Annotated in this window: 18 protein-coding genes; 10 read left to right on the top strand and 8 right to left on the bottom strand. The window is 60.9% G+C overall.

The window, feature by feature from the left end:
• Positions 1-151: 151 nt before the first annotated feature.
• On the top strand, positions 152-814 hold the full coding sequence (locus OU997_RS12300; protein WP_267806829.1) for a YciC family protein: 663 nt from the start codon (positions 152-154) through the stop codon (positions 812-814).
• Between the two features lie 29 nt (positions 815-843).
• Positions 844-1,278, top strand: coding sequence for a VOC family protein (locus tag OU997_RS12295; protein WP_108489416.1), 435 nt, complete (start codon positions 844-846; stop codon positions 1,276-1,278).
• A gap of 14 nt (positions 1,279-1,292) precedes the next feature.
• On the opposite strand, the gene OU997_RS12290 is transcribed toward OU997_RS12295, so the two are convergent.
• Positions 1,293-2,036, bottom strand: coding sequence for a substrate-binding periplasmic protein (locus OU997_RS12290; RefSeq protein WP_267806826.1), 744 nt, complete (start codon positions 2,034-2,036; stop codon positions 1,293-1,295).
• On the bottom strand, positions 2,036-2,881 hold the full coding sequence (locus tag OU997_RS12285) for an SDR family oxidoreductase (RefSeq protein WP_267806825.1): 846 nt from the start codon (positions 2,879-2,881) through the stop codon (positions 2,036-2,038). Before OU997_RS12285 ends, OU997_RS12290 begins: the two co-directional genes overlap by 1 nt.
• A gap of 509 nt (positions 2,882-3,390) precedes the next feature.
• On the opposite strand from OU997_RS12285, the gene OU997_RS12280 reads away from it, so the two are divergent.
• Entirely contained in the window at positions 3,391-4,134 is a 744-nt protein-coding gene (locus tag OU997_RS12280; protein WP_267806823.1) for a substrate-binding periplasmic protein, read from the top strand.
• Positions 4,135-4,137: 3 nt separating this feature from the next.
• Here the strand turns inward: OU997_RS12280 and hrpB are convergent, their stop codons facing one another.
• On the bottom strand, positions 4,138-6,672 hold the full coding sequence (hrpB, locus tag OU997_RS12275) for an ATP-dependent helicase HrpB (protein WP_267806822.1): 2,535 nt from the start codon (positions 6,670-6,672) through the stop codon (positions 4,138-4,140).
• Between the two features lie 167 nt (positions 6,673-6,839).
• Between hrpB and OU997_RS12270 the strand changes: the two genes are divergently transcribed.
• The 6 genes from OU997_RS12270 to OU997_RS12245 all read left to right on the top strand — a co-directional run bounded on the left by OU997_RS12270 (position 6,840) and on the right by OU997_RS12245 (position 10,600).
• Positions 6,840-7,259, top strand: coding sequence for a polyribonucleotide nucleotidyltransferase (locus OU997_RS12270; RefSeq protein ID WP_108489421.1), 420 nt, complete (start codon positions 6,840-6,842; stop codon positions 7,257-7,259).
• Positions 7,260-7,555: 296 nt separating this feature from the next.
• Complete coding sequence (locus OU997_RS12265; RefSeq protein WP_108489429.1) at positions 7,556-8,434, top strand: cation diffusion facilitator family transporter; 879 nt, start codon at positions 7,556-7,558, stop codon at positions 8,432-8,434.
• Between the two features lie 69 nt (positions 8,435-8,503).
• Positions 8,504-8,926 (top strand): MAPEG family protein, encoded by a 423-nt coding sequence (locus OU997_RS12260; protein ID WP_108489422.1) that lies wholly within the window; start codon positions 8,504-8,506, stop codon positions 8,924-8,926.
• 330 nt (positions 8,927-9,256) lie between these two features.
• The gene (locus OU997_RS12255; RefSeq protein ID WP_108489430.1) at positions 9,257-9,736 is read left to right on the top strand and encodes an Lrp/AsnC family transcriptional regulator; all 480 of its coding nucleotides are present in this window, start codon (positions 9,257-9,259) and stop codon (positions 9,734-9,736) included.
• Positions 9,737-9,875: 139 nt separating this feature from the next.
• Entirely contained in the window at positions 9,876-10,094 is a 219-nt protein-coding gene (locus tag OU997_RS12250) for a DUF2788 domain-containing protein (RefSeq protein ID WP_108489423.1), read from the top strand.
• A 113-nt stretch (positions 10,095-10,207) separates the two neighbouring features.
• A complete protein-coding gene (locus OU997_RS12245) occupies positions 10,208-10,600 on the top strand; it encodes a globin domain-containing protein (RefSeq protein WP_108489424.1) in 393 nt (130 codons plus the stop codon).
• Between the two features lie 79 nt (positions 10,601-10,679).
• Here the strand turns inward: OU997_RS12245 and OU997_RS12240 are convergent, their stop codons facing one another.
• Positions 10,680-11,249, bottom strand: coding sequence for a pseudouridine synthase (locus tag OU997_RS12240; RefSeq protein WP_267809897.1), 570 nt, complete (start codon positions 11,247-11,249; stop codon positions 10,680-10,682).
• A gap of 204 nt (positions 11,250-11,453) precedes the next feature.
• Between OU997_RS12240 and ahr the strand changes: the two genes are divergently transcribed.
• On the top strand, positions 11,454-12,488 hold the full coding sequence (ahr, locus tag OU997_RS12235; protein ID WP_108489426.1) for an NADPH-dependent aldehyde reductase Ahr: 1,035 nt from the start codon (positions 11,454-11,456) through the stop codon (positions 12,486-12,488).
• 48 nt (positions 12,489-12,536) lie between these two features.
• On the opposite strand, the gene OU997_RS12230 is transcribed toward ahr, so the two are convergent.
• From OU997_RS12230 to aguB, 4 genes are all read right to left on the bottom strand, one after another.
• Complete coding sequence (locus OU997_RS12230; protein ID WP_267806817.1) at positions 12,537-14,201, bottom strand: amidohydrolase; 1,665 nt, start codon at positions 14,199-14,201, stop codon at positions 12,537-12,539.
• 242 nt (positions 14,202-14,443) lie between these two features.
• The gene (locus OU997_RS12225) at positions 14,444-15,568 is read right to left on the bottom strand and encodes an agmatine deiminase family protein (RefSeq protein WP_267806815.1); all 1,125 of its coding nucleotides are present in this window, start codon (positions 15,566-15,568) and stop codon (positions 14,444-14,446) included.
• Between the two features lie 261 nt (positions 15,569-15,829).
• Positions 15,830-16,927 (bottom strand): extracellular solute-binding protein, encoded by a 1,098-nt coding sequence (locus OU997_RS12220; protein WP_267806814.1) that lies wholly within the window; start codon positions 16,925-16,927, stop codon positions 15,830-15,832.
• A gap of 2 nt (positions 16,928-16,929) precedes the next feature.
• Positions 16,930-17,838, bottom strand: coding sequence for an N-carbamoylputrescine amidase (aguB, locus tag OU997_RS12215; RefSeq protein WP_267806811.1), 909 nt, complete (start codon positions 17,836-17,838; stop codon positions 16,930-16,932).
• Positions 17,839-17,841: the final 3 nt, after the last annotated feature.

The following is a 17,841-nucleotide window of genomic DNA, read 5'->3' as shown; positions in this document are numbered from 1 at the left end:
CGCAGTATGCCAGCCAACCGTCATGAGCATGGCCAATCAGCGCAACAAATATGCCGACGTCCTTAGAACCAACGTTCTATTCGATTCATTTTTGGAGTGCCAACGCAGATCCGTTAACGTGCATAACTGAGTTCAACCTCGATAAGCCATCATGAATATGTTCTCTGCCCTGCGTGACTCTTGGTACTTCTTCAGCCACAACCTGTGGGCAATCACCCGCCTGTGTTTGCCGCTGATCGTGCTGGAGGGGATTTTTCTACAGCACGTCAGAGACCTAGCGCCCGCAGAGTCGGAAACAGCCTGGCGACTGCTGGCGGGACTGCTGTTCTACCCGCTGTACAGCGCTGCACTGATCCTGTTTCTCGATGCCCGCAGCAATGGCCTGCAGCCATCAGCGCGCGACCTCATCGCCGGTGGTTTACGCCTGTGGCCACAATTTGCCCTGCTCGCCGCCATCATGACCCTGAGCATCCTGCTGGGCGCGTCGCTGTTCGTTCTACCTGGGGTGTGGCTGATGGTGAAACTGGCTTTTGCCGAGTACCTGCTGGTACTGCGCGGCATGCCTCCGCTTAAAGCCCTGCAGGAGAGTTTCAGCATGAGTACAGGCTACTTCTGGCCCATGCTCGCCTGTATTTTGATCATCATGTTGCCACTGTGGCTGCTCGATGGCTGGCTCCAGTCCAGTGCGGCATTCCACGAGGACGCCTTGGCCAATCTGGCGCTGGACTGCACAAGCCGTTATCTCCAACTATTCTCAAGCGTCGTACTGTTTCGTTTATTCATGCTGCGCAGTACCCAGCCAGACGTCGAGTGAGCGCCAGCAGCAATCAAGGAGGACGGTTTATGGCTGACGCCACCCCCAGTATCCTTTCGCACGTGTCCATCGGCACCAACCAGTTCGACAAGGCAACAGCCTTCTATGATCAGGTCCTCGCCACCCTCGGCTGCAAACGTGTGCTCGCCCATCCCGGCGCAGTCGCCTATGGCCGCGAATACCCGGAGTTCTGGGTGCAGACACCGATCAACGGCAAACCGGCAAGCATCGGCAATGGCAGTCATTTCGGATTTGTCGCCCCGGACAAGGCCGCAGTGCATGATTTTTACCAGGCAGCACTGGAGGCCGGCGCCACTGATGAAGGCGCCCCAGGCCCGCGCGCAGAGTATGGTGAGCCTTACTACGGCTGTTTTGTGCGCGATCTGGATGGGCACAAAATTGAAGCCACCTTCTGGGATCTTGAACTGGTTTACGAGCTGTACATTGAACCGAACGAACACTGAGCGGTTGTCAGCACTCAGGGCTGACTCACCTGATAACGCAGGGCTGCCTTGCTGATCCAGCCCTCGGCCTGCAACTGCACCAGAGTCTGATTGATCTGCTGGTACTGGGCCTGCAAATTGCGCTGCCGTGAAAAGCCGATGTACAAATCGGTGCGAGCATCTGGCCGGAACCCGGCCTTAACAATTCGCCCCTGCCAGCGAGGGTCACGCAGTTCGTAATCAACTTGGCAATCGGTACCGATCAGCGCCTGCAGGCGACCACGGGCAAGCATTGCCAGTAGCTGCTCCTCGTTATTGACGGCAACCTTACGCAGCTGAGTATCCGAGTCAAAGGGCTCAAAGTAGACCGACTCCAGCACATGACCAATGGTCAGCGCAGCCAGCTGGATATAACTCTGCAAGGCCCTGGCTTGTGCCGGTGCAGCGTAGAAGCGCGGCGCGCAGGCGTAATAAGGCTGCGGCAGGTAGTGGATGTAGACCTCACGTTCCGGGGTCTTCGCCAGGCCGGTCATCAGGTCGGCCTTACCGTTTTCCAGTGCCGCAAGGCCGCGCGCCCAGGGCGCACGCTGAACATTGAAATGCAAGCCTGTGCGAAGGCTGAGCTGATTGAGCACATCAATATCCAGCCCCTGCAATGAACCATCGGCCGCCGGCATGCGAAAGGGCGGCCAGACATCCGTCATCACCAACAATGACGCCTGCTCGGCACGCACCGGCAGGCAGAGCCACAGCAGCACAGTAATACAGAGAGCACGCATCAGAACAGGCCATTGCGCTGCGGTTTGAGGCCCGACAGACGCGGCAGAAGAACGCGTTCAAACACCCGCGGGAAAAAGCGCGCCAACACCCGCGCACGCCAGTCGACATTGGACAGCACCAGCAGCCGCCGACGTTTCAGCGCACCCTGATAGATCGCGTCTGCGACATCCTGCGGCGAGGCCACCTTGCCCATGGCCAGAGGCGGCTGAGCGGCCACCGAGCCGTCGCCTACCAGCGCGTTCTTGCGCAGGTCGGTGGCGGTAAAACCAGGACACACCAGCATCACATTGACGCCAGAACCCTTCAGCTCATACCGCAGCGTTTCAAACAACCCATGCAAAGCATGCTTGCTGGCGTTGTATGCGCTGCGGTAGAGCAGTGGCGCAAAACCGGAAAGGGAACTGAGCACAATCACCTGGCCACCGCGTGCAATCAAACTGGGCAATGCAGCCTTGGTGCAGTGCAATGCGCCAAAGTAGTTGACCGCCATGATGCGCTGATACACCGCCAGGTCGGTATCGGCAAAACTGCTGCGATGGGTAATCCCGGCATTATTGACCAGCACGTCAATGCCACCGAAACGCTCGACTGCCAGCGCCATCGCGCGAGCCACTGCATCCGCATCAGCCACATCGCAGAGCACGCCAAGTGCCTCAGCGTTGTGGTGATCGGCCAAGTGCTGCACCAAACTATCGAGCGCCTGCTGCTGCAGATCGAGAATCACCAGACGCGCGCCCGCCTGAGCCAGGCGCATGGCCAGAGCACGACCGATACCGGCACAGCCACCCGTGATTATCACCACTTTGCGATCGAAGACCTTACTGGCAAACACCTTGCGATACATAACCTGCCTCCGGCCCCATCACTGCCAACGTTGTTACTACAACCTGTTCCGGCTGACGTCGCAACAAGGCCGAGCCTGGATGTGCTGACAACCACAAATGCCGACGGGTATCCTTGCCTGGCGGGGGGCTGCGGGTGCATGGCGGCATAATGCGGTGCAAAAGACGGTGAGCCGACCAGCAGAGCAGACTTGCATACCCTCCACTGGCCTCGCCACATCGATCACAACTCTCATCGTCGGCATGCTCATTGAGCATAGTTCACGTGCTGCCGACTCCAGGCACATATCAACCTCGCCAGCAGCCAGATGAGCGCCCTTGCTGCGAAAGAGGGAAAGCCCGGCAGCCCCGGAATTATCGATCATCAGCCTGATGTCACCCACCGTCTGCCGGAATAAGCCTGAGCTTTGTGGCTAATACGCTGGACAAACCGGCCGGCGATTAGCATGCTCGCCAATGTGACATTTTTATAACGAAAAGACGGCTAACAGCCGCAGTACGAACCTATTTCATGCCACAACTCATCTACCTCGCGCTAACTGCCATCTTCTATTGCAGTTCCAGCTTCGCCGCACCCGCCGACACACCAAAACCACTGGTGCAAGTGGGTTATTACGAGTTTGCGCCCTACTCCTATACCGATCGTTCGGGCCAACCCCAGGGCGCCATGCTGCAACTGAGCAAACGCCTGCTAGAGCATGCCGGCTATCGTGCAGAGCTGCGTTCCTATCCCAGCGCCCGCCTGTACAACGCCTTGCAGGATGGCAGCGTCCAGGTCTGGCCCGGCGCACCCGGCAAACCGGAGTTGCGCGAACACACTCTGGAAACCCGCGCACTGCTGGGTGAAATCATCCTCAACCTATACTTCCGCCAGGACACGCAAATGCCGCGCCTGCCTGAGGACCTCAAAGGCCGCGGGGTGATCATGATCAGCGGCTACACCTATTGGCACTCGATCAACCGCATGCTCGCCGATCCGCAACTGGGTATACGGCAACACCGCACGGGCACCCACACCGCGGCTCTGGAGATGCTGCAGCGTCGCAGAGGAGACTTTCTCCTGGATTATCAGGCCACCGTGGAACAGGCACGCCAACGCCTGGGCATGTCCGAATTGCCGTTTATCGAGCTGCAACGCATTCCGCTGAAACTGATCGTTTCCCGCCATACGCCAGGAGCCGAAGCGCTGCGTGATGCGCTGGATCGTGCCTATGCCGAGCTGCAAGCGGCGGGCGAAGACCTGCGCCTGCCCTGAGACCTACTTGCGCGGTTTGGCTCGTGCAGTGGGTTCGGCGATCAGCGGATCATCCGGCCAGTAGTGTTTCGGGTAGCGCCCTTTTAAATCCTTCTTCACCTCGGCATAGGTGCTGCGCCAGAAGTTGGCCAGGTCTTGCGTGACCTGCACAGGCCGTCGCGCCGGTGACAGCAGGTGCAGTTTCACCACCTGCCGGCCGCCAGCAATACGCGGGGTATCCGCCAGGCCGAATAACTCCTGCAAACGCACCGCCAATACCGGTGGTTGCTCGCTGTAATCCAGACTGATGCGCGAACCGGATGGCACGCTCAGGCTGCGTGGTGCCAGCTCATCGAGGCGTTGCGGCAAAGGCCAGGGCAGTAGGTTGTACAAGATGCCGGACAGGTCCAGGTTGGCGAAGTGACTGAGCCGGGTGACGTTATCCATATAAGGTTGCAACCAGGTTTCCAGCGTCGCCAGCAAGGTGGCATCACTGACATCCGGCCATTCAGTGGCGTCCTTGCTGGCCAGATCCAGTGTGCGCAGCAACGCCACCCGCGCCTGCCATTGACGCAGTTCTGGTGTCCAGGGCAGCAGCGCCAAGCCCTTGCGCCGCACCAGGCCGAGCATGGCGCGGCTGCGCTGCTGCGCATCGAGCCCGGGAAGTGGCTCACGCGACAACACCAGCTCACCGACCTTGCGCTGCCGTTCGGCACGCAGAGCGCCTTCGCGTTCATCCCAGTCCAGCACCTCCAGTGTACTGACCTGTTCGGCCAGCACACCCTCGAACAGCTGCGGTTCCAGCTCGGCGGCCAGGTAAATGCGCTCCTCACGCTGGCCCTGGCGGCTGCCCAGGTCAGCCACTACCAACCAGCTGTGTTTCATCAGGCCATCGACTTCGGCAAACAGCGCCGCCCGGCCGTTGGCCAGACGGTATTCCGCCCCGCCGTCACGCCGCTGCTGGGCGATACGGTCCGGGTAGGCAAACGCCAGCAACGCGCCGAGCCAGCGCGGATGTTCGGGATCACTGACTGCCTGCGGGCTGGGCCGGCGCTTGAGGTACCCCTGAAACTGCCGGGCCAGCTGCCGAGCGCGCTGCACGCCACTTTGCCCACCACGGCCTACCCGCGCATCACCCGCCAGCAAAGCCAGGCGGCTGTGCAGATCGGCACCCGCACCACGCAGGATGTCACGCTCGCCGAGTAAGGCCGCCAGATCGCAGGCCAATGGGCCAAGGCCTAACGCCTGACCACGCAGCAGCAGATGGGCGATACGCGGATGAGTCGGCAGTTCAGCCATGGCCTGACCGTGAGCGGTCAGTTTGCCTTGAGCATCCACCGCGCCCAGCCGCCCCAATAGCTCCAAAGCCTGGGCATAGGCGGCTGCCGGCGGCGGATCAAGCCAGACCAGCTCGACCGGCTGCACACCCCAGCGCACCAGCTGCAAGGCCAGGCTGGCGAGGTCGGCCTGGAGTATTTCCGCCGCGCCGTAGGCTGCCAATTGCTCATGCTGCGCCTGCGACCACAGCCGATAACAGACGCCCGGCTGCAAGCGCCCGGCCCGTCCGCTGCGCTGAGTGGCGGAGGCGCGGGAAATACGCTGGGTGTCCAGGCGGGTCATGCCGCTGTTCGGGTCAAAGCGCGGCACCCGTGCCAAACCGGCATCGATCACCACCCGCACGCCATCAATGGTCAGGCTGGTTTCGGCAATATTGGTGGCCAGCACTACTTTGCGCAGGCCCGGCGGTGCGGCTTCGATGGCGGCGCGCTGGGCGCTGAGATCCAGCTCGCCATGCAGCGGACAGAGCAGAATGTCGCGACGCCCCGCCAGGGACTCGGCCAACTGTTCATTGAGCCGGCGAATCTCTGCCTGGCCCGGAAGGAACACCAACAGGCTGCCCGGCTCATCGGCCAGCGCCTGCAGCACACACTGCAACACCTTGGGTTCAAGCCAATCACCCGCCTGCCAGGGCGCACCCCAGCGAATATCCACCGGGAACATCCGCCCTTCGCTGCGCAGCACCGGCGCATCATCGAGCAGGCCCGCCAGCCGCTCGCCTTCCAGGGTCGCTGACATCAGCAGCACCTTCAGCGGCCGTTCACCGGAGTCCGCACCGCGAAACATCGCCCGGCCATTCAGGCACAGCGCCAGCGCCAGGTCAGCGTCCAAACTCCGTTCGTGGAATTCGTCAAAGATCACCAGACCGACGCCTTCCAGCGCCGGATCATCCTGCAGCCGCCGCGCCAGAATGCCTTCGGTGACCACTTCGATACGGGTGCGCGGGCCGACCTTGCTGTCCAGGCGGATGCGATAACCGACGGTTTCCCCCACCGCCTCGCCCAGCTCGCTGGCCAGGCGCTCGGCCGCAGCGCGCGCCGCCAGCCGCCGCGGCTCAAGCATGATGATGGTCTGCCCGGCCAGCCAGGGCTGATCCAGCAGCGCCAGCGGCACGCGGGTGGTCTTGCCGGCACCGGGCGGCGCTTCCAGTACCGCTTCATCACGCAGGACAAGGGCCTGACACAGCGCAGGCAGCAGCACATCGATAGGCAGGGAATTCATGCAGGCTCCATTCAAGGCGCAGGATTATAACGGCGAACCTGTAGAGCATTGGCGTTGTCTGACCTGTTAGGCATGGCTGCGCGAAATAGCGCTGGCAGCGCCTGACGCAGCGGCATTGCAATACAGGCATTGGTATAGTTGCGCCATTTTTTACATGGAGATGTTCAATGCGCACCCAAACCCGCGTTATCGGTGGCCTTCTCGTCGCCACCCTGCTTACCCAACTGAGCGCCTGTGGCACCCTGTTCTTCCCGGAACGTCGTGGTCAGATCGAAGGCCGCATCGACCCGGTTGTGGCCGGTCTCAACGCCATCGGCATTCTGTTCTATGTGATTCCTGGGCTGATCGCCTTCGGCATCGACTTCGCCACCGGGGCGATCTACCTGCCTGGTGGTATGACTTCCCAGGTGGATCCACAGGATCTGCAAGATGTGGTGGATGCCAACGGTAAGATCGACCCGCTCAAGCTCAAGGCGCTGATCGAAGTGCAAACCGGCCACAGCCTGCCCCTGGATGACCCACGCCTGATCCAGCACAGCGGCAGTGCGGAGCAGCTGGCAGCCTATGGTCTGCGCCCGGCAGCCTAGTAACCTGTGACAATCCGCTGCGCGTCGGCCCTGCTGCGTTAAAAACAGGCTCGGCAGGCCGCGTGCGGCTAATGCGCGTTAGCGCGACCCGAAGGGCGAGTGAAACGGGTAATACTCATGTACAACAGTACAGTCGCCCGCGACGCCGACCGTTCCTCGCCTGTTTTGACCAGCCGGAGGCTGTTACTACGTAGCGCCTTGCAGGGCTCTAGCTCGCAAGATCGGGAACAGGCTCCACCCTTTTACAGGCACCCTCTGGATAGCCCGTGAACATACAACCGCAACACGCCCGCCTGATGCGCCTGGCGACCTTCGCTGCGTTGGCGGCTGCGCTCACTCTGGCGCTGGCCAAAGCCATTGCCTGGTGGCTCAGCGGCTCGGTCAGCCTGCTCGCCGGGCTCACCGACTCGCTACTCGATGGCGCCGCCTCGCTGCTTAACCTGATCGCCGTGCACTACGCCCTGCGCCCGGCCGATGAGGATCATCGCTACGGTCACGGCAAGGCCGAAGCCCTGGCCGGCTTGGGTCAGGCGCTGTTTATCGGCGCCAGCGCGCTGCTGGTGGGTAGTCACGCCATCGACCGCTTGCTCAATCCCGAACCGATTGGCGCACCGGCCCTGGGTATTGCGGTGATGCTGCTGTCGCTGGCGGTGACCATCGCCCTGCTGCTGTTCCAGAGTCATGTGGTGAAGCTGACCGGTTCCACGGCGATTCGTGCCGACTCGCTGCACTACCGCTCTGACCTGCTGCTCAACAGCAGCATCCTCCTGGCATTGCTGCTGGCCAGTTACGGCTGGCCGCAACTGGACGCTATCTTCGGTATCGGCATTGCGCTGTACATCTTCTGGAGTGCCATCAGCATCGTCCGCGAGGCGGCGACCGTGCTGATGGATCAGGAACTCGATCCGCAGATCAGCACGCAGATGCACAGCCTGGCCTGCGCCGTACCCGGCGTGTTGGGCGTGCACGACTTGCGCACGCGCCTCTCCGGCACCCATTGGTTCGTGCAGTTGCATGTGGAGTTGCCGGGCGAACTGAGCCTGCAGGCTGCACACAGCCTCTGCGAGGCAGTAGAAGCGGCCATTCGCCGGGAGTTTCCTCGCGCCGAAGTACTGGTGCATGCCGACCCCATCAGCGTGGTGAAGCACAGGGCAACAGCACCAACGGACAGCTAGAGCAAATACTCTAAAAATCGTAGACTCCGTTCGCCCCACCCCACAACAACAAGATGAAGGAGCGACCCCATGACCCTGACCGCAACCGCGACCTCCCTGCTCGGCCTGGTGGCCTGGGCCCTGTTACTGATTGTGCTGCTGGTCAACCAGCGCGGCCTACTGGTGCTCAGCGGCAAGATGGCCGTCAATGCCTTCAACCCCGATGGCAGCAACACCCCCGGCAACTTTGGCCAACGCCTGGTCCGTGCCCACGCCAACTGCCTGGAAAACCTGCCACTACAAGCCGCACTGCTGCTTTACGCCATTGCCACTGCGCAAACCGCCATCACCGAACCGCTGGCCCTGCTGCTGCTTGGCGCGCGGCTGTTGCAAAGTTTGATGCACCTGATCAGTACCAGCCCGCTGTTTGTCTGGCTGCGCTTTGCTGCATTCTTCGTGCAACTGGCGATTATCACTTGGTGGTTGCTGCAATTCGCCGGCCTGGCGGGCTGATCAATCACCGGCAACAAAAAAGGGGAAGGCCTGCAGGCCTTCCCCTTTTTTGCGTGTCCGTCATTGTGGCGATGGTAACGCCTTTTCGTCGCCCGCCTGGTTGGGCAGTGCGAACCCGGGTGCCGTGACGATCCGGTGGGATCGGCGGCGACCGCTCACCTGATTGGGCGAGGCGGCTGGACGTGTCGTCCGGGCCTTGAAGTTGAGGTAAAGCTTACGCCTGGCAGCGCAGCGAAAGATTGCGAACATTGCTGATATAACCACCACTTGCGCAATTAATCACCACAAGCGCATGATTAACAGCAATCAGCAAACAAAAGCATGGCAAAGATGAACAGACTTGATCGCTACGACCTGAATATCCTCGCCGAATTGCAGCGCGATGCGACCCTGTCCAACCAGGACCTGGCCGAGCGCATCGGCCTGTCGCCCTCGCCCTGCTCGCGACGGGTTAAGCAGTTGCAGGATGATGGTTACATCCTCGGTCAGGTGGCCCTGCTTGATCGCAAGCAACTGGGCCTGACCCTCACCGCCTACGTACTGATCGGTATGGATCGACACACCCCGGAACGCTTCGAACATTTTCAGGAAGAAATTCGTAAATGCCCAGAAGTGCTCGAGTGCTGCCTGGTGACCGGGATGGATGCCGACTATCAGCTCAAAGTGGTGGTGCCAGATATGGATCATTACCAGAAGCTGCTGCTGGGCACCCTGACCCGCATCGAGGGGGTTTCCAGCGTGCGCTCCAGTTTCGTATTGCAGCAGATCCTTTCCACCACGCAGTTGCCCTTGCAGCACCTGCGCGGCTGATCGCCGCACCCTGAAGGTGGGCGACTGGCAGCATCGACCCTTGCGCGTATAATCGCGCCCCTCAAGCGAGTGTCACAGCACCCGCCCACGCACTGATCTTCGGCGCTCAGCCGAACACCCGCAGGTTTACGAGGCCCGAATGGAAACCGAACAGTTTGAATCCCTGATGATGTACGTCCTGGTGGGCGGGCTGATTCTGTTCATGTTCTTCATCATCTGGGACCTGGCCAAGAAGTCCAAAGCAGGCCGCCTTGGCACGGCAATTCTGTTCCTCACCCTGGGCCTGTGCCTGTTCGCTTTTCTGGCCAAGCCGATCATCACCTACATCATCGAAGCCGCTCGCGGCATTCACGGCTGACAAGACGTCGCGACTGGTCGCATAAACCGGTTTCGCCGCGCGTGCCTTGCCCGCTTGTCTAGCGGCCGCCCCCATTAGTCTGCGGCGTTCAGCCGCCCACCTCAGGAGTACTCATGTCCCCTGCCGATCTGGTGATGCAGAGCTATGGTCGCTGCTGCGCCAGCCCTGACTTCTTCGACAGCTTCTACCGTCACTTCCTCGCCAGTTCGCCGCAGGTACGGGAGAAGTTCACCCATACCGAGATGGGTGGACAGAAGCAGCTGCTGCGTCAGGGCATCCTCAATCTGGTGATGCATGCGCGCGGCATGCCCGATAGCAAACTGCGCGCCCTCGGCGAGTCCCATTCGCGTGCCAAGCTGGACATCCGCCCCGAGCTTTATGACCTGTGGCTCGAAGCCCTGCTGCTCACCATCGGTGAACATGACAAGCAGTGCACCGCTGAAATCCGCCAAGCCTGGCGCGAGGTACTGAACAAGGGTATTGCGATCATCAAGGCCGGTTATTGATCCACGTCATGCCGGCAAACGCCCTTGGGCGGTGCCGTCCTCGCCGGGCAACGTCATGGCGCTGCTGAGCCAGTGCGAATCAATCCAGGCATGCCGGCACCTCACGCCACTGCCCCGGCTGCAAGCCACCCAGCGTGAACGGGCCGATGGCCACCCGCACCAGACGCAAGGTCGGTAAGCCAACGGCCGCCGTCATGCGCCGCACCTGACGGTTGCGCCCCTCGCGAATCACCAACTCCAGCCAGGCGGTGGGAATGCTTTTGCGAAAGCGCACCGGCGGGTGGCGATCCCATAGCAGCGGCTCATCCAGCAGGCGAGCGTCGGCGGGCAGGGTGGGCCCATCGTTCAACTGCACACCGTCGCGCAGTTGCTGCAATTGCCCTTCGCTCGGCTCACCTTCCACCTGCACCCAATAGGTTTTCGCCAGTTTGTGTTTGGGGTCGGCGATGCGCGCCTGCAGGCCGCCGTCGTTGGTCAGCAGCAATAACCCTTCGCTGTCGCGGTCCAGTCGTCCGGCCGGGTAAACGCCTGGCACATCGACAAAATCCTTGAGCGTGGCGCGGCCCTGCTCGTCATTGAACTGGGTCAGCACATCAAAGGGTTTGTTCAGCACCAGCAAGCGCGGCTCGGCAGGCGGCGCCTTGGCCACGCGACGCACGGCAGGTTTGCCGCTGTATGGGCGAGTGGACGCAGGACGAGGTGGGCGTGACATAGACAATCCAGCAAGCGGTGATGAGGCGGCCAGTGTAACCGAGGCCACGGTTGGACTATCAGCCCGAGTGATCCGCACTGCCTTGGCCGGTGTAGCGGGCTATGCTGGCAAGGTTGTGTTTCCCGTCCCGAGGCCATTGTTATGAGTTCGTCCGAATCCATCGTCGACACCTTTACCGGCTGGGCCGCCAAAGCCCCCGGCGCGCCCCTCGAACAGTTCAGTTATGACCCCGGCCCGCTGGGCGCCGAAGACGTTGAAGTGGCCGTGGAGTACTGCGGCATCTGCCACTCTGACCAGTCGATGATCGACAACGAATGGGGCAATGCACGCTACCCCTTTATCCCCGGTCATGAAGTGGTCGGCACCGTGGTACGTCTCGGCCCGCAAGCACGCGGCCTGAAGCTCGGCCAGCGCGTGGGCATCGGCTGGTACAAGGGCAGCTGCATGCATTGCAGCTCGTGCATGGAAGGCTCGCACCAACTCTGCGGCACAGTAAAACCGACGATTGTCGGCAGCAACGGTGGTTTCGCCGACCGCCTGCGCAGCCACTGGGCCTGGGCCGTGCCGCTGCCGGACGGTCTTGATCCAGCGCTGGTCGGCCCGCTGTTCTGCGCCGGTTCCACAGTGTTCAGCCCGCTGCTGGACTTTGACGTAAAGCCCACCGACAAGGTTGGCGTGGTTGGCATCGGCGGCCTCGGCCATCTGGCGCTGGGTTTCCTCAATGCTTGGGGCTGCGAGGTAACGGCCTTCACTTCGTCACTGAGCAAACAAGAAGAAGCCAAACGCCTGGGCGCACACAAGGTGGTGGCCTCGACTGACAGCGCGGCGCTGAAAGCGATTGCCGGCAGCTTGGATTTCCTCTTGGTCACCGCCAGCGCCGACCTGGACTGGAACGCCATGATCGGCACGTTGCGCGGCAAAGGCCGCCTGCACTTTGTCGGCATTGTGCCCAGCGCCATCCCGGTGCATGTGTTCAACCTGATCCCAAAACAGAAGAGCCTGTCCGGCTCGCCGGTTGGTTCGCCGAGCAACATGGCGACCATGCTGGAATTCTGCGCGCGGCATCAGATTGTGCCGCAGGTCGAACACTTCCCCATGAGCAAGGTCAACGAAGCCATCGACCACTTGCGCAGTGGCAAGGCGCGTTACCGGGTGGTGCTGGACGCCAGCTGCTGATGATTGTTGTGCCCGCACCAATAGCAGTGCGGGCACAACGTTAGGCGATCAAAAATTCTTATGGCGATAGGTTTCCTCACCGCCCAGCAAGGTCCAAAGCACCTTGGCCTGACCAATCTGTTTAATCGGCAAGTCGAAGATGTTCTGATCAAGCACAACGAGATCGGCTTGCTTACCCACTTCCAGCGAGCCGGTGTCCTTTTCCTGGCGCAGGGTATAGGCCGCATCCAAGGTATAGGCCTTAACCGCCGCCTCCAGGCTAGGCAGGCTGCGCGAGCCTAAGCTAAGGGCGTTTTGCATGATGCCCAATGGCGAAACCGGGTTAACGTCCCAGTCAGAGCTAAGGGTTACCCGGGCACCGGCGTCATACAGCTCACGCATAGGCAGCATCGCGTAGGCGCGATCACCAATCATCGGCTCATTGCTCTTCAGGAACGAGGGCTGAAAATAGGGGCTGGGCTGGAAGTCTGCGATGACGCCTTGTTGCTTAAAGCGCGGCACGTCACGGCGATCCACCAGTTCAACGTGGGTCAAGCGATGACGCCCGCCAGCCACCGCCGCCGCGAACGCATCCAGTCCATCACGAACAGCCTGATCACCAATGGCATGCACATGCATGTCAAAGCCGGCTTCACTCAGCTCGCGGGTATAGCGCGTCAAGCGCTCGGGCGTGAAGTAGTAAACACCTCGCGAGTCGACTCCGGGCAGGCTTTGCAGATAAGGCTGTTTCATAACCGCGGTGGTGTTATGGATCAGGCCGTCGACATAAAACTTGATCTGTGTGACCCGCAGCAGGCTCTCATCTGAGCCTTCGTCATACAGGGCTTTAAGCGCGTCCAGTTGCTCGTCGTCATCCAGTGTCGGGTAGGCCCAGAGCCCCAAGGTCGTGCGTGCAGTCAATTCGTCCTGATCAGCCGCGCGACGCCAGGCCTCCATATGCCCACGCCGCCAGAATACCCGGGCATCGGCAACCGAAGTGATGCCGTTTTTAGCCAGCTCATCCTGCCCGGCGAGCACCGCCTGATAGTAGACATCCGCTAACGCCCGCGAGGGCGGCAAGGCTTTATCCAGCGCCAGGTCTCCGGCATTGTCCAGCAAGAGGCCAGTGGCCCGCCCAGCCTCGTCACGCAGAATCACACCACCGGCAGGATTCTCGGTTTGGTCATTGATACCTGCCAACTCCAGCGCCTTGGAGTTAAGCCAGTACGAATGCGACGTTTCTTCCATGATCGCCACCGGCCGCTCAGGAATGATGCTGTCCAGCAGCTCACGCGGGGTGTTCTCATCATCCAGCAGGCTGTGGATCGAAAAGCCCCAGCCCAATAACCACTCGCCTGCGTCTTGTTCATTGCATGCCTGGATGTCCACAAGCCACTGCGCAACGTCGTCCTGCGGTGAAACCTGGCAGTCGCCCTGGGCTTCGGAGGAAGCATCCAGAACATGGGCATGGGTATCTTGAAATCCGGGCAACAGCAAACGCCCCTGAATATCGACAACCTCGGTTTCGTCGTCGACATACTCGGCCACGTCATCGTCATCCCCGATAGCGAGGATACTGCCGTCATCATCGATCACCATCGCGCTGGCCCAGGGCTGCTGCGCATTGACGGTATAAATCTTGGCGTTGTGCAACAACAGGGTGGCGGATTCATCGGCCACGACCAGACTGCTGCCGAACAGCAGCACCAGCGCCAACGAGCGTGAACTGCGCATTAGAAATGCCCTCTTAGTACGTCCGCGCCAGCCTCATAGCGGACACGGGGTGGTTTCAGAAACCGTTGCCAGCAGCAACAGCCATAACGGTCGGTAAGGCTTTAAAAACATAGCGTGGCAACCATACGGCCGCGAAAAATTCAGAATGGCTGGCTGAAAAAACAATGCGCATGGCGCAGCGGCACCCGTTCAACACCGTGCCATAAGGGGCTACGCAAAACCCCTTATGGCGCTAAACGCACCTAGACCGCCGGCATGTTTTTGCTCACGCAATGGATGCCACCGCCACCCGCAGCAAGCGGGTCGATATTCACTTGCACCACCGCGCGCCCCGGATACAGCCTGGTCAGCAGGTCCCTGGCGAATGTGTCAGCGGCGGCGTCACCGAACTGCGGCACGATCACCGCGCCATTGATCGGCAGGTAATTGATGTAGCCGGCCGCAAAATCCGGGTTGTTCTGGGTGTAGACGTTGCTGCGTTTCTTCAGGGGTGGCGGCAGGGTGTGTATCGCCAGCTTGTTGCCGTCTGCATCGGTGGCGTTCTTGAGTATCTCAAGGTGGGTGCGGGTAACCGCGTAGTCATAGGACTTAGGGTCATTGTCGAGGTTCGCGATCACCACCCCCCTGGAGGCGAAGCGTGCATAGAAATCGACATGAGCATCCGTGATGTCCTTGCCCTTGATGCCCGGCAACCAGATGATCTTGCGCAGCCCCAGGTTGGCCTTCAACTCGGCCTCGATCTGCGCCCGCGTCCAGCCCGGGTTGCGGTTGCTGTTAACCCAGCAGCTCTCGGTCATGATTGCCGTGCCGTGACCATCCACTTCGATGCCGCCACCCTCACCTGTCAGCATGCTGGCGACATAGGTGGCCGACGTTTCGTAGCTCAATGCATCCGCCACCTGAGCATCGCTGGCGTGAGCTTGCTTGTTGCCCCAGCCATTGAAGTTGAAATCAACCAGGCCACGCCCGCCTTGACCATCCACCACGAAGGTGCCGCCGTAGTCGCGCACCCAGATATCGTTGAGCGGCATGGTGAGGAACTTGATATTGGTCGTGCCGCACTTGCGACGGGCGAGCGAAAGCTGATTTGCACGGCACAGCACCGTCACCGGCTGATAACGGGCAATGGTTCTGGCCAGCAACGCAATACAGTCATTGACCGGTGCCGCCCAATCCTCCCAGGTTGCCGCCGACGCGGCGAACGCAAGAAAGATGCGCTCTTGCAGCTCGTTTTCGTCGGGCATGTACCAGCTATTACCCAATGCCGCACGCACCTGCGGTGCACTCAGGCCTATACCCATGCTTGCTACGACACCCAAACCTGCAGCGGCTGTCAGTTGCTTGATGAAATCACGACGTGTAGACATTGTTCTGCACCCTCGTCTTATGGTGATTACCCGCCGGTCTGCACCGTTCTCGGCGTCTGGTCTCCCCTCCATGGGATGCTGCTCCACAGCCGCCACAGGCGGTTGTACGCGTTACTCTTGCTGGCGGCCGAAAGCCCCTAAATCGATGCGTCATGCCCCTGCTGTTGCGGCCGACGCGGCAGCACGCTGCCGCCTTAGCGCACCCGAGGCATTGCAGTTGGCCGACCGAGGGCCTCAGGGGGTACGAGCAGTCAGGCCAAACTAGAGGTCAGACTTGAACGTGCTCCAGGCACGCATCCGCGCGCGCATATCGCGCTGCGGGATGTCCTTGCCGGGAATCAGCCGTGCGTAGGTGGTTTCATCGGCATAGAGGTCGGGGTTGTTGCGCATATCCTCCGCCACCAGTGGTCGGGCCTTGGCGCTGGAGGTGGGATACCCGGTGGCATTACTGATGGCCGCCATGTTCTCGGGACGCATGATGAAATTGATCAGCGCATAGGCATGTTCCGGGTGCTGGGCATCTGCCGGGATGGCCATGGTGTCCATCCAGATGGTGCTGCCCTGAACAGGTATGCGGTAACCAAAGGTAATCTCCGCGCCTGCTTCGTCAGCGGTGCGCTGAGCCTGGGTCATATCACCGCTGTAGCCGAGCGACAGGCAGATCTCGCCATTCACCAACTGCGTGACCGGCTGTGACTGGAACTTGCGGATATAGGGCTTGATGCTTTTCAGCAACGTCAGCGCCTCGGCCAGCTCATGCTCTTTGCCGCTGCGCGGTTCATGCCCCAGGTAATTGAGCACCACGGCCAGCACTTCATCGGGCGAGTCAATCATTGAGATGCCACAGTCGGCGAACTTGGCCGCCAGTTCAGGCTTAAACAACATGTCCAGACTATTGACCGGCGCATTGGGCATGCGCTGCTCAATCATTTGCGTGTTGTAGGTCAATCCGATCGAGCCCCAGGTGTAGGGTACCGTGGCGTGTCGCGAATACGGGTACTGGGTCTGCAGAGTACGCAAGCCAGGCTCGATATCGTCCAGATGCTCCAGCTTGCTCTTGTCCAACTTTTTAAGAGCACCGGCACGCATCAGCCGTTCGGCCACGGTGTCACCGGGGAAAATCAGGTCATAACCGCTGCGTCCCGACATCATCTTGGCTTCCAGCGTCTCACTGCTGTCCATGACGTCGTAGATGACCTTGATACCGGTTTCCTGGGTGAACCGGGTCAGGGTGTCCTCGGCAAAATAATCGGCCCAGTTATACAGCTTCAGGGTTTTCTCTTCGGCTTTGGCCGAGAGCACAGCACAACCCAGCGCCAGGCTCAGCGAGCCAACCAACAGCTTGTTCAATGCGTTCATGCTCAGACTCCCGGCGCTTGCCAGTGGATATGCGTTTTCTGGCCGTCCAGACCTAGCAGCGGCCCGTACATTTCCGGCCGGCGGTCGCGGTAGACGCCCCAGGTCAGGCGCTCTTCGCGCATGGCTGCCAAGTCCAGTTCACGGACCAGCACACCGCTGGTGTCGCGGTCGGCTTCAGCCAGCAGCTTGCCCTTGTGGTCGGTGATAAAGGACGAGCCGTAGAAGCTCATCTGCAACGCCGGGTCGGTGGTCGCCACTTCACGGCCGACACGGTTGGCGGCAATCACCGGCATGATGTTGGCGGCCGCGTGGCCACGCTGGGTCAGCTGCCAGTGATCACGCGAGTCCAGCGCTGCAGCGCCCGGCTCGGAACCGATGGCGGTGGGGAACAGCAACACTTCGGCCCCCTGCAGGGCCAGACAGCGGGCTGTCTCGGGGAACCACTGATCCCAGCAGATACCCACACCGATGCGACCGAAGGCGGTGTCCCAAACACGGAAGCCGGTATCGCCTGGACTGAAGTATTCCTTCTCCTGATAGCCGATGGCATTGGGGATATGCGTCTTGCGATACACCCCGAGCAGGCGGCCATCGGCATCGGCCACGGTCAGCGAATTGAAGTAGGCATTGCCGGCCTTCTCGAACCAGGACAGCGGCAATACCACACCCAACTCACCAGCCAGCGCGGCGAAGCGCTTGAGCAGCGGACTGCTCTTGTACTCTTCGGCCAGCGCCAGGTGCTTGTGGTCCTGCTCGATGCAGAAATACGGGGTGGCGAACAGCTCCTGCAGCAGGATCAGTTGCGCGCCTTTAGCAGCGGCTTCACGCACCAGTTCCTCGGCACGGTCTAGGTTCTGTTTCAGGTCCCAGCTGCAGGCGAACTGGGTGGTGGCGACGGTCAGCTTACTCATGAC

This window comes from Pseudomonas sp. SL4(2022) (assembly GCF_026625725.1).
Lineage (GTDB): Bacteria > Pseudomonadota > Gammaproteobacteria > Pseudomonadales > Pseudomonadaceae > Aquipseudomonas.
The sequence above is the reverse complement of the archived record's forward strand: the minus strand, read 5'-3'. Positions and strand labels throughout refer to the sequence as shown.

Excerpts from the sequence above, each read along its gene's own strand:
- OU997_RS12300 (WP_267806829.1), top strand. The coding sequence starts at position 152 with ATGAATATGTTCTCTGCCCTGCGTGACTCTTGGTACTTCTTCAGCCAC.
- OU997_RS12295 (WP_108489416.1), top strand. The coding sequence starts at position 844 with ATGGCTGACGCCACCCCCAGTATCCTTTCGCACGTGTCCATCGGCACC.
- OU997_RS12290 (WP_267806826.1), bottom strand. The coding sequence starts at position 2,036 with ATGCGTGCTCTCTGTATTACTGTGCTGCTGTGGCTCTGCCTGCCGGTG.
- OU997_RS12285 (WP_267806825.1), bottom strand. The coding sequence starts at position 2,881 with ATGTATCGCAAGGTGTTTGCCAGTAAGGTCTTCGATCGCAAAGTGGTG.
- OU997_RS12280 (WP_267806823.1), top strand. The coding sequence starts at position 3,391 with ATGCCACAACTCATCTACCTCGCGCTAACTGCCATCTTCTATTGCAGT.
- hrpB (WP_267806822.1), bottom strand. The coding sequence starts at position 6,672 with ATGAATTCCCTGCCTATCGATGTGCTGCTGCCTGCGCTGTGTCAGGCC.
- OU997_RS12270 (WP_108489421.1), top strand. The coding sequence starts at position 6,840 with ATGCGCACCCAAACCCGCGTTATCGGTGGCCTTCTCGTCGCCACCCTG.
- OU997_RS12265 (WP_108489429.1), top strand. The coding sequence starts at position 7,556 with ATGCGCCTGGCGACCTTCGCTGCGTTGGCGGCTGCGCTCACTCTGGCG.
- OU997_RS12260 (WP_108489422.1), top strand. The coding sequence starts at position 8,504 with ATGACCCTGACCGCAACCGCGACCTCCCTGCTCGGCCTGGTGGCCTGG.
- OU997_RS12255 (WP_108489430.1), top strand. The coding sequence starts at position 9,257 with ATGAACAGACTTGATCGCTACGACCTGAATATCCTCGCCGAATTGCAG.
- OU997_RS12250 (WP_108489423.1), top strand. The coding sequence starts at position 9,876 with ATGGAAACCGAACAGTTTGAATCCCTGATGATGTACGTCCTGGTGGGC.
- OU997_RS12245 (WP_108489424.1), top strand. The coding sequence starts at position 10,208 with ATGTCCCCTGCCGATCTGGTGATGCAGAGCTATGGTCGCTGCTGCGCC.
- ahr (WP_108489426.1), top strand. The coding sequence starts at position 11,454 with ATGAGTTCGTCCGAATCCATCGTCGACACCTTTACCGGCTGGGCCGCC.
- OU997_RS12230 (WP_267806817.1), bottom strand. The coding sequence starts at position 14,201 with ATGCGCAGTTCACGCTCGTTGGCGCTGGTGCTGCTGTTCGGCAGCAGT.
- OU997_RS12225 (WP_267806815.1), bottom strand. The coding sequence starts at position 15,568 with ATGTCTACACGTCGTGATTTCATCAAGCAACTGACAGCCGCTGCAGGT.
- OU997_RS12220 (WP_267806814.1), bottom strand. The coding sequence starts at position 16,927 with ATGAACGCATTGAACAAGCTGTTGGTTGGCTCGCTGAGCCTGGCGCTG.
- aguB (WP_267806811.1), bottom strand. The coding sequence starts at position 17,838 with ATGAGTAAGCTGACCGTCGCCACCACCCAGTTCGCCTGCAGCTGGGAC.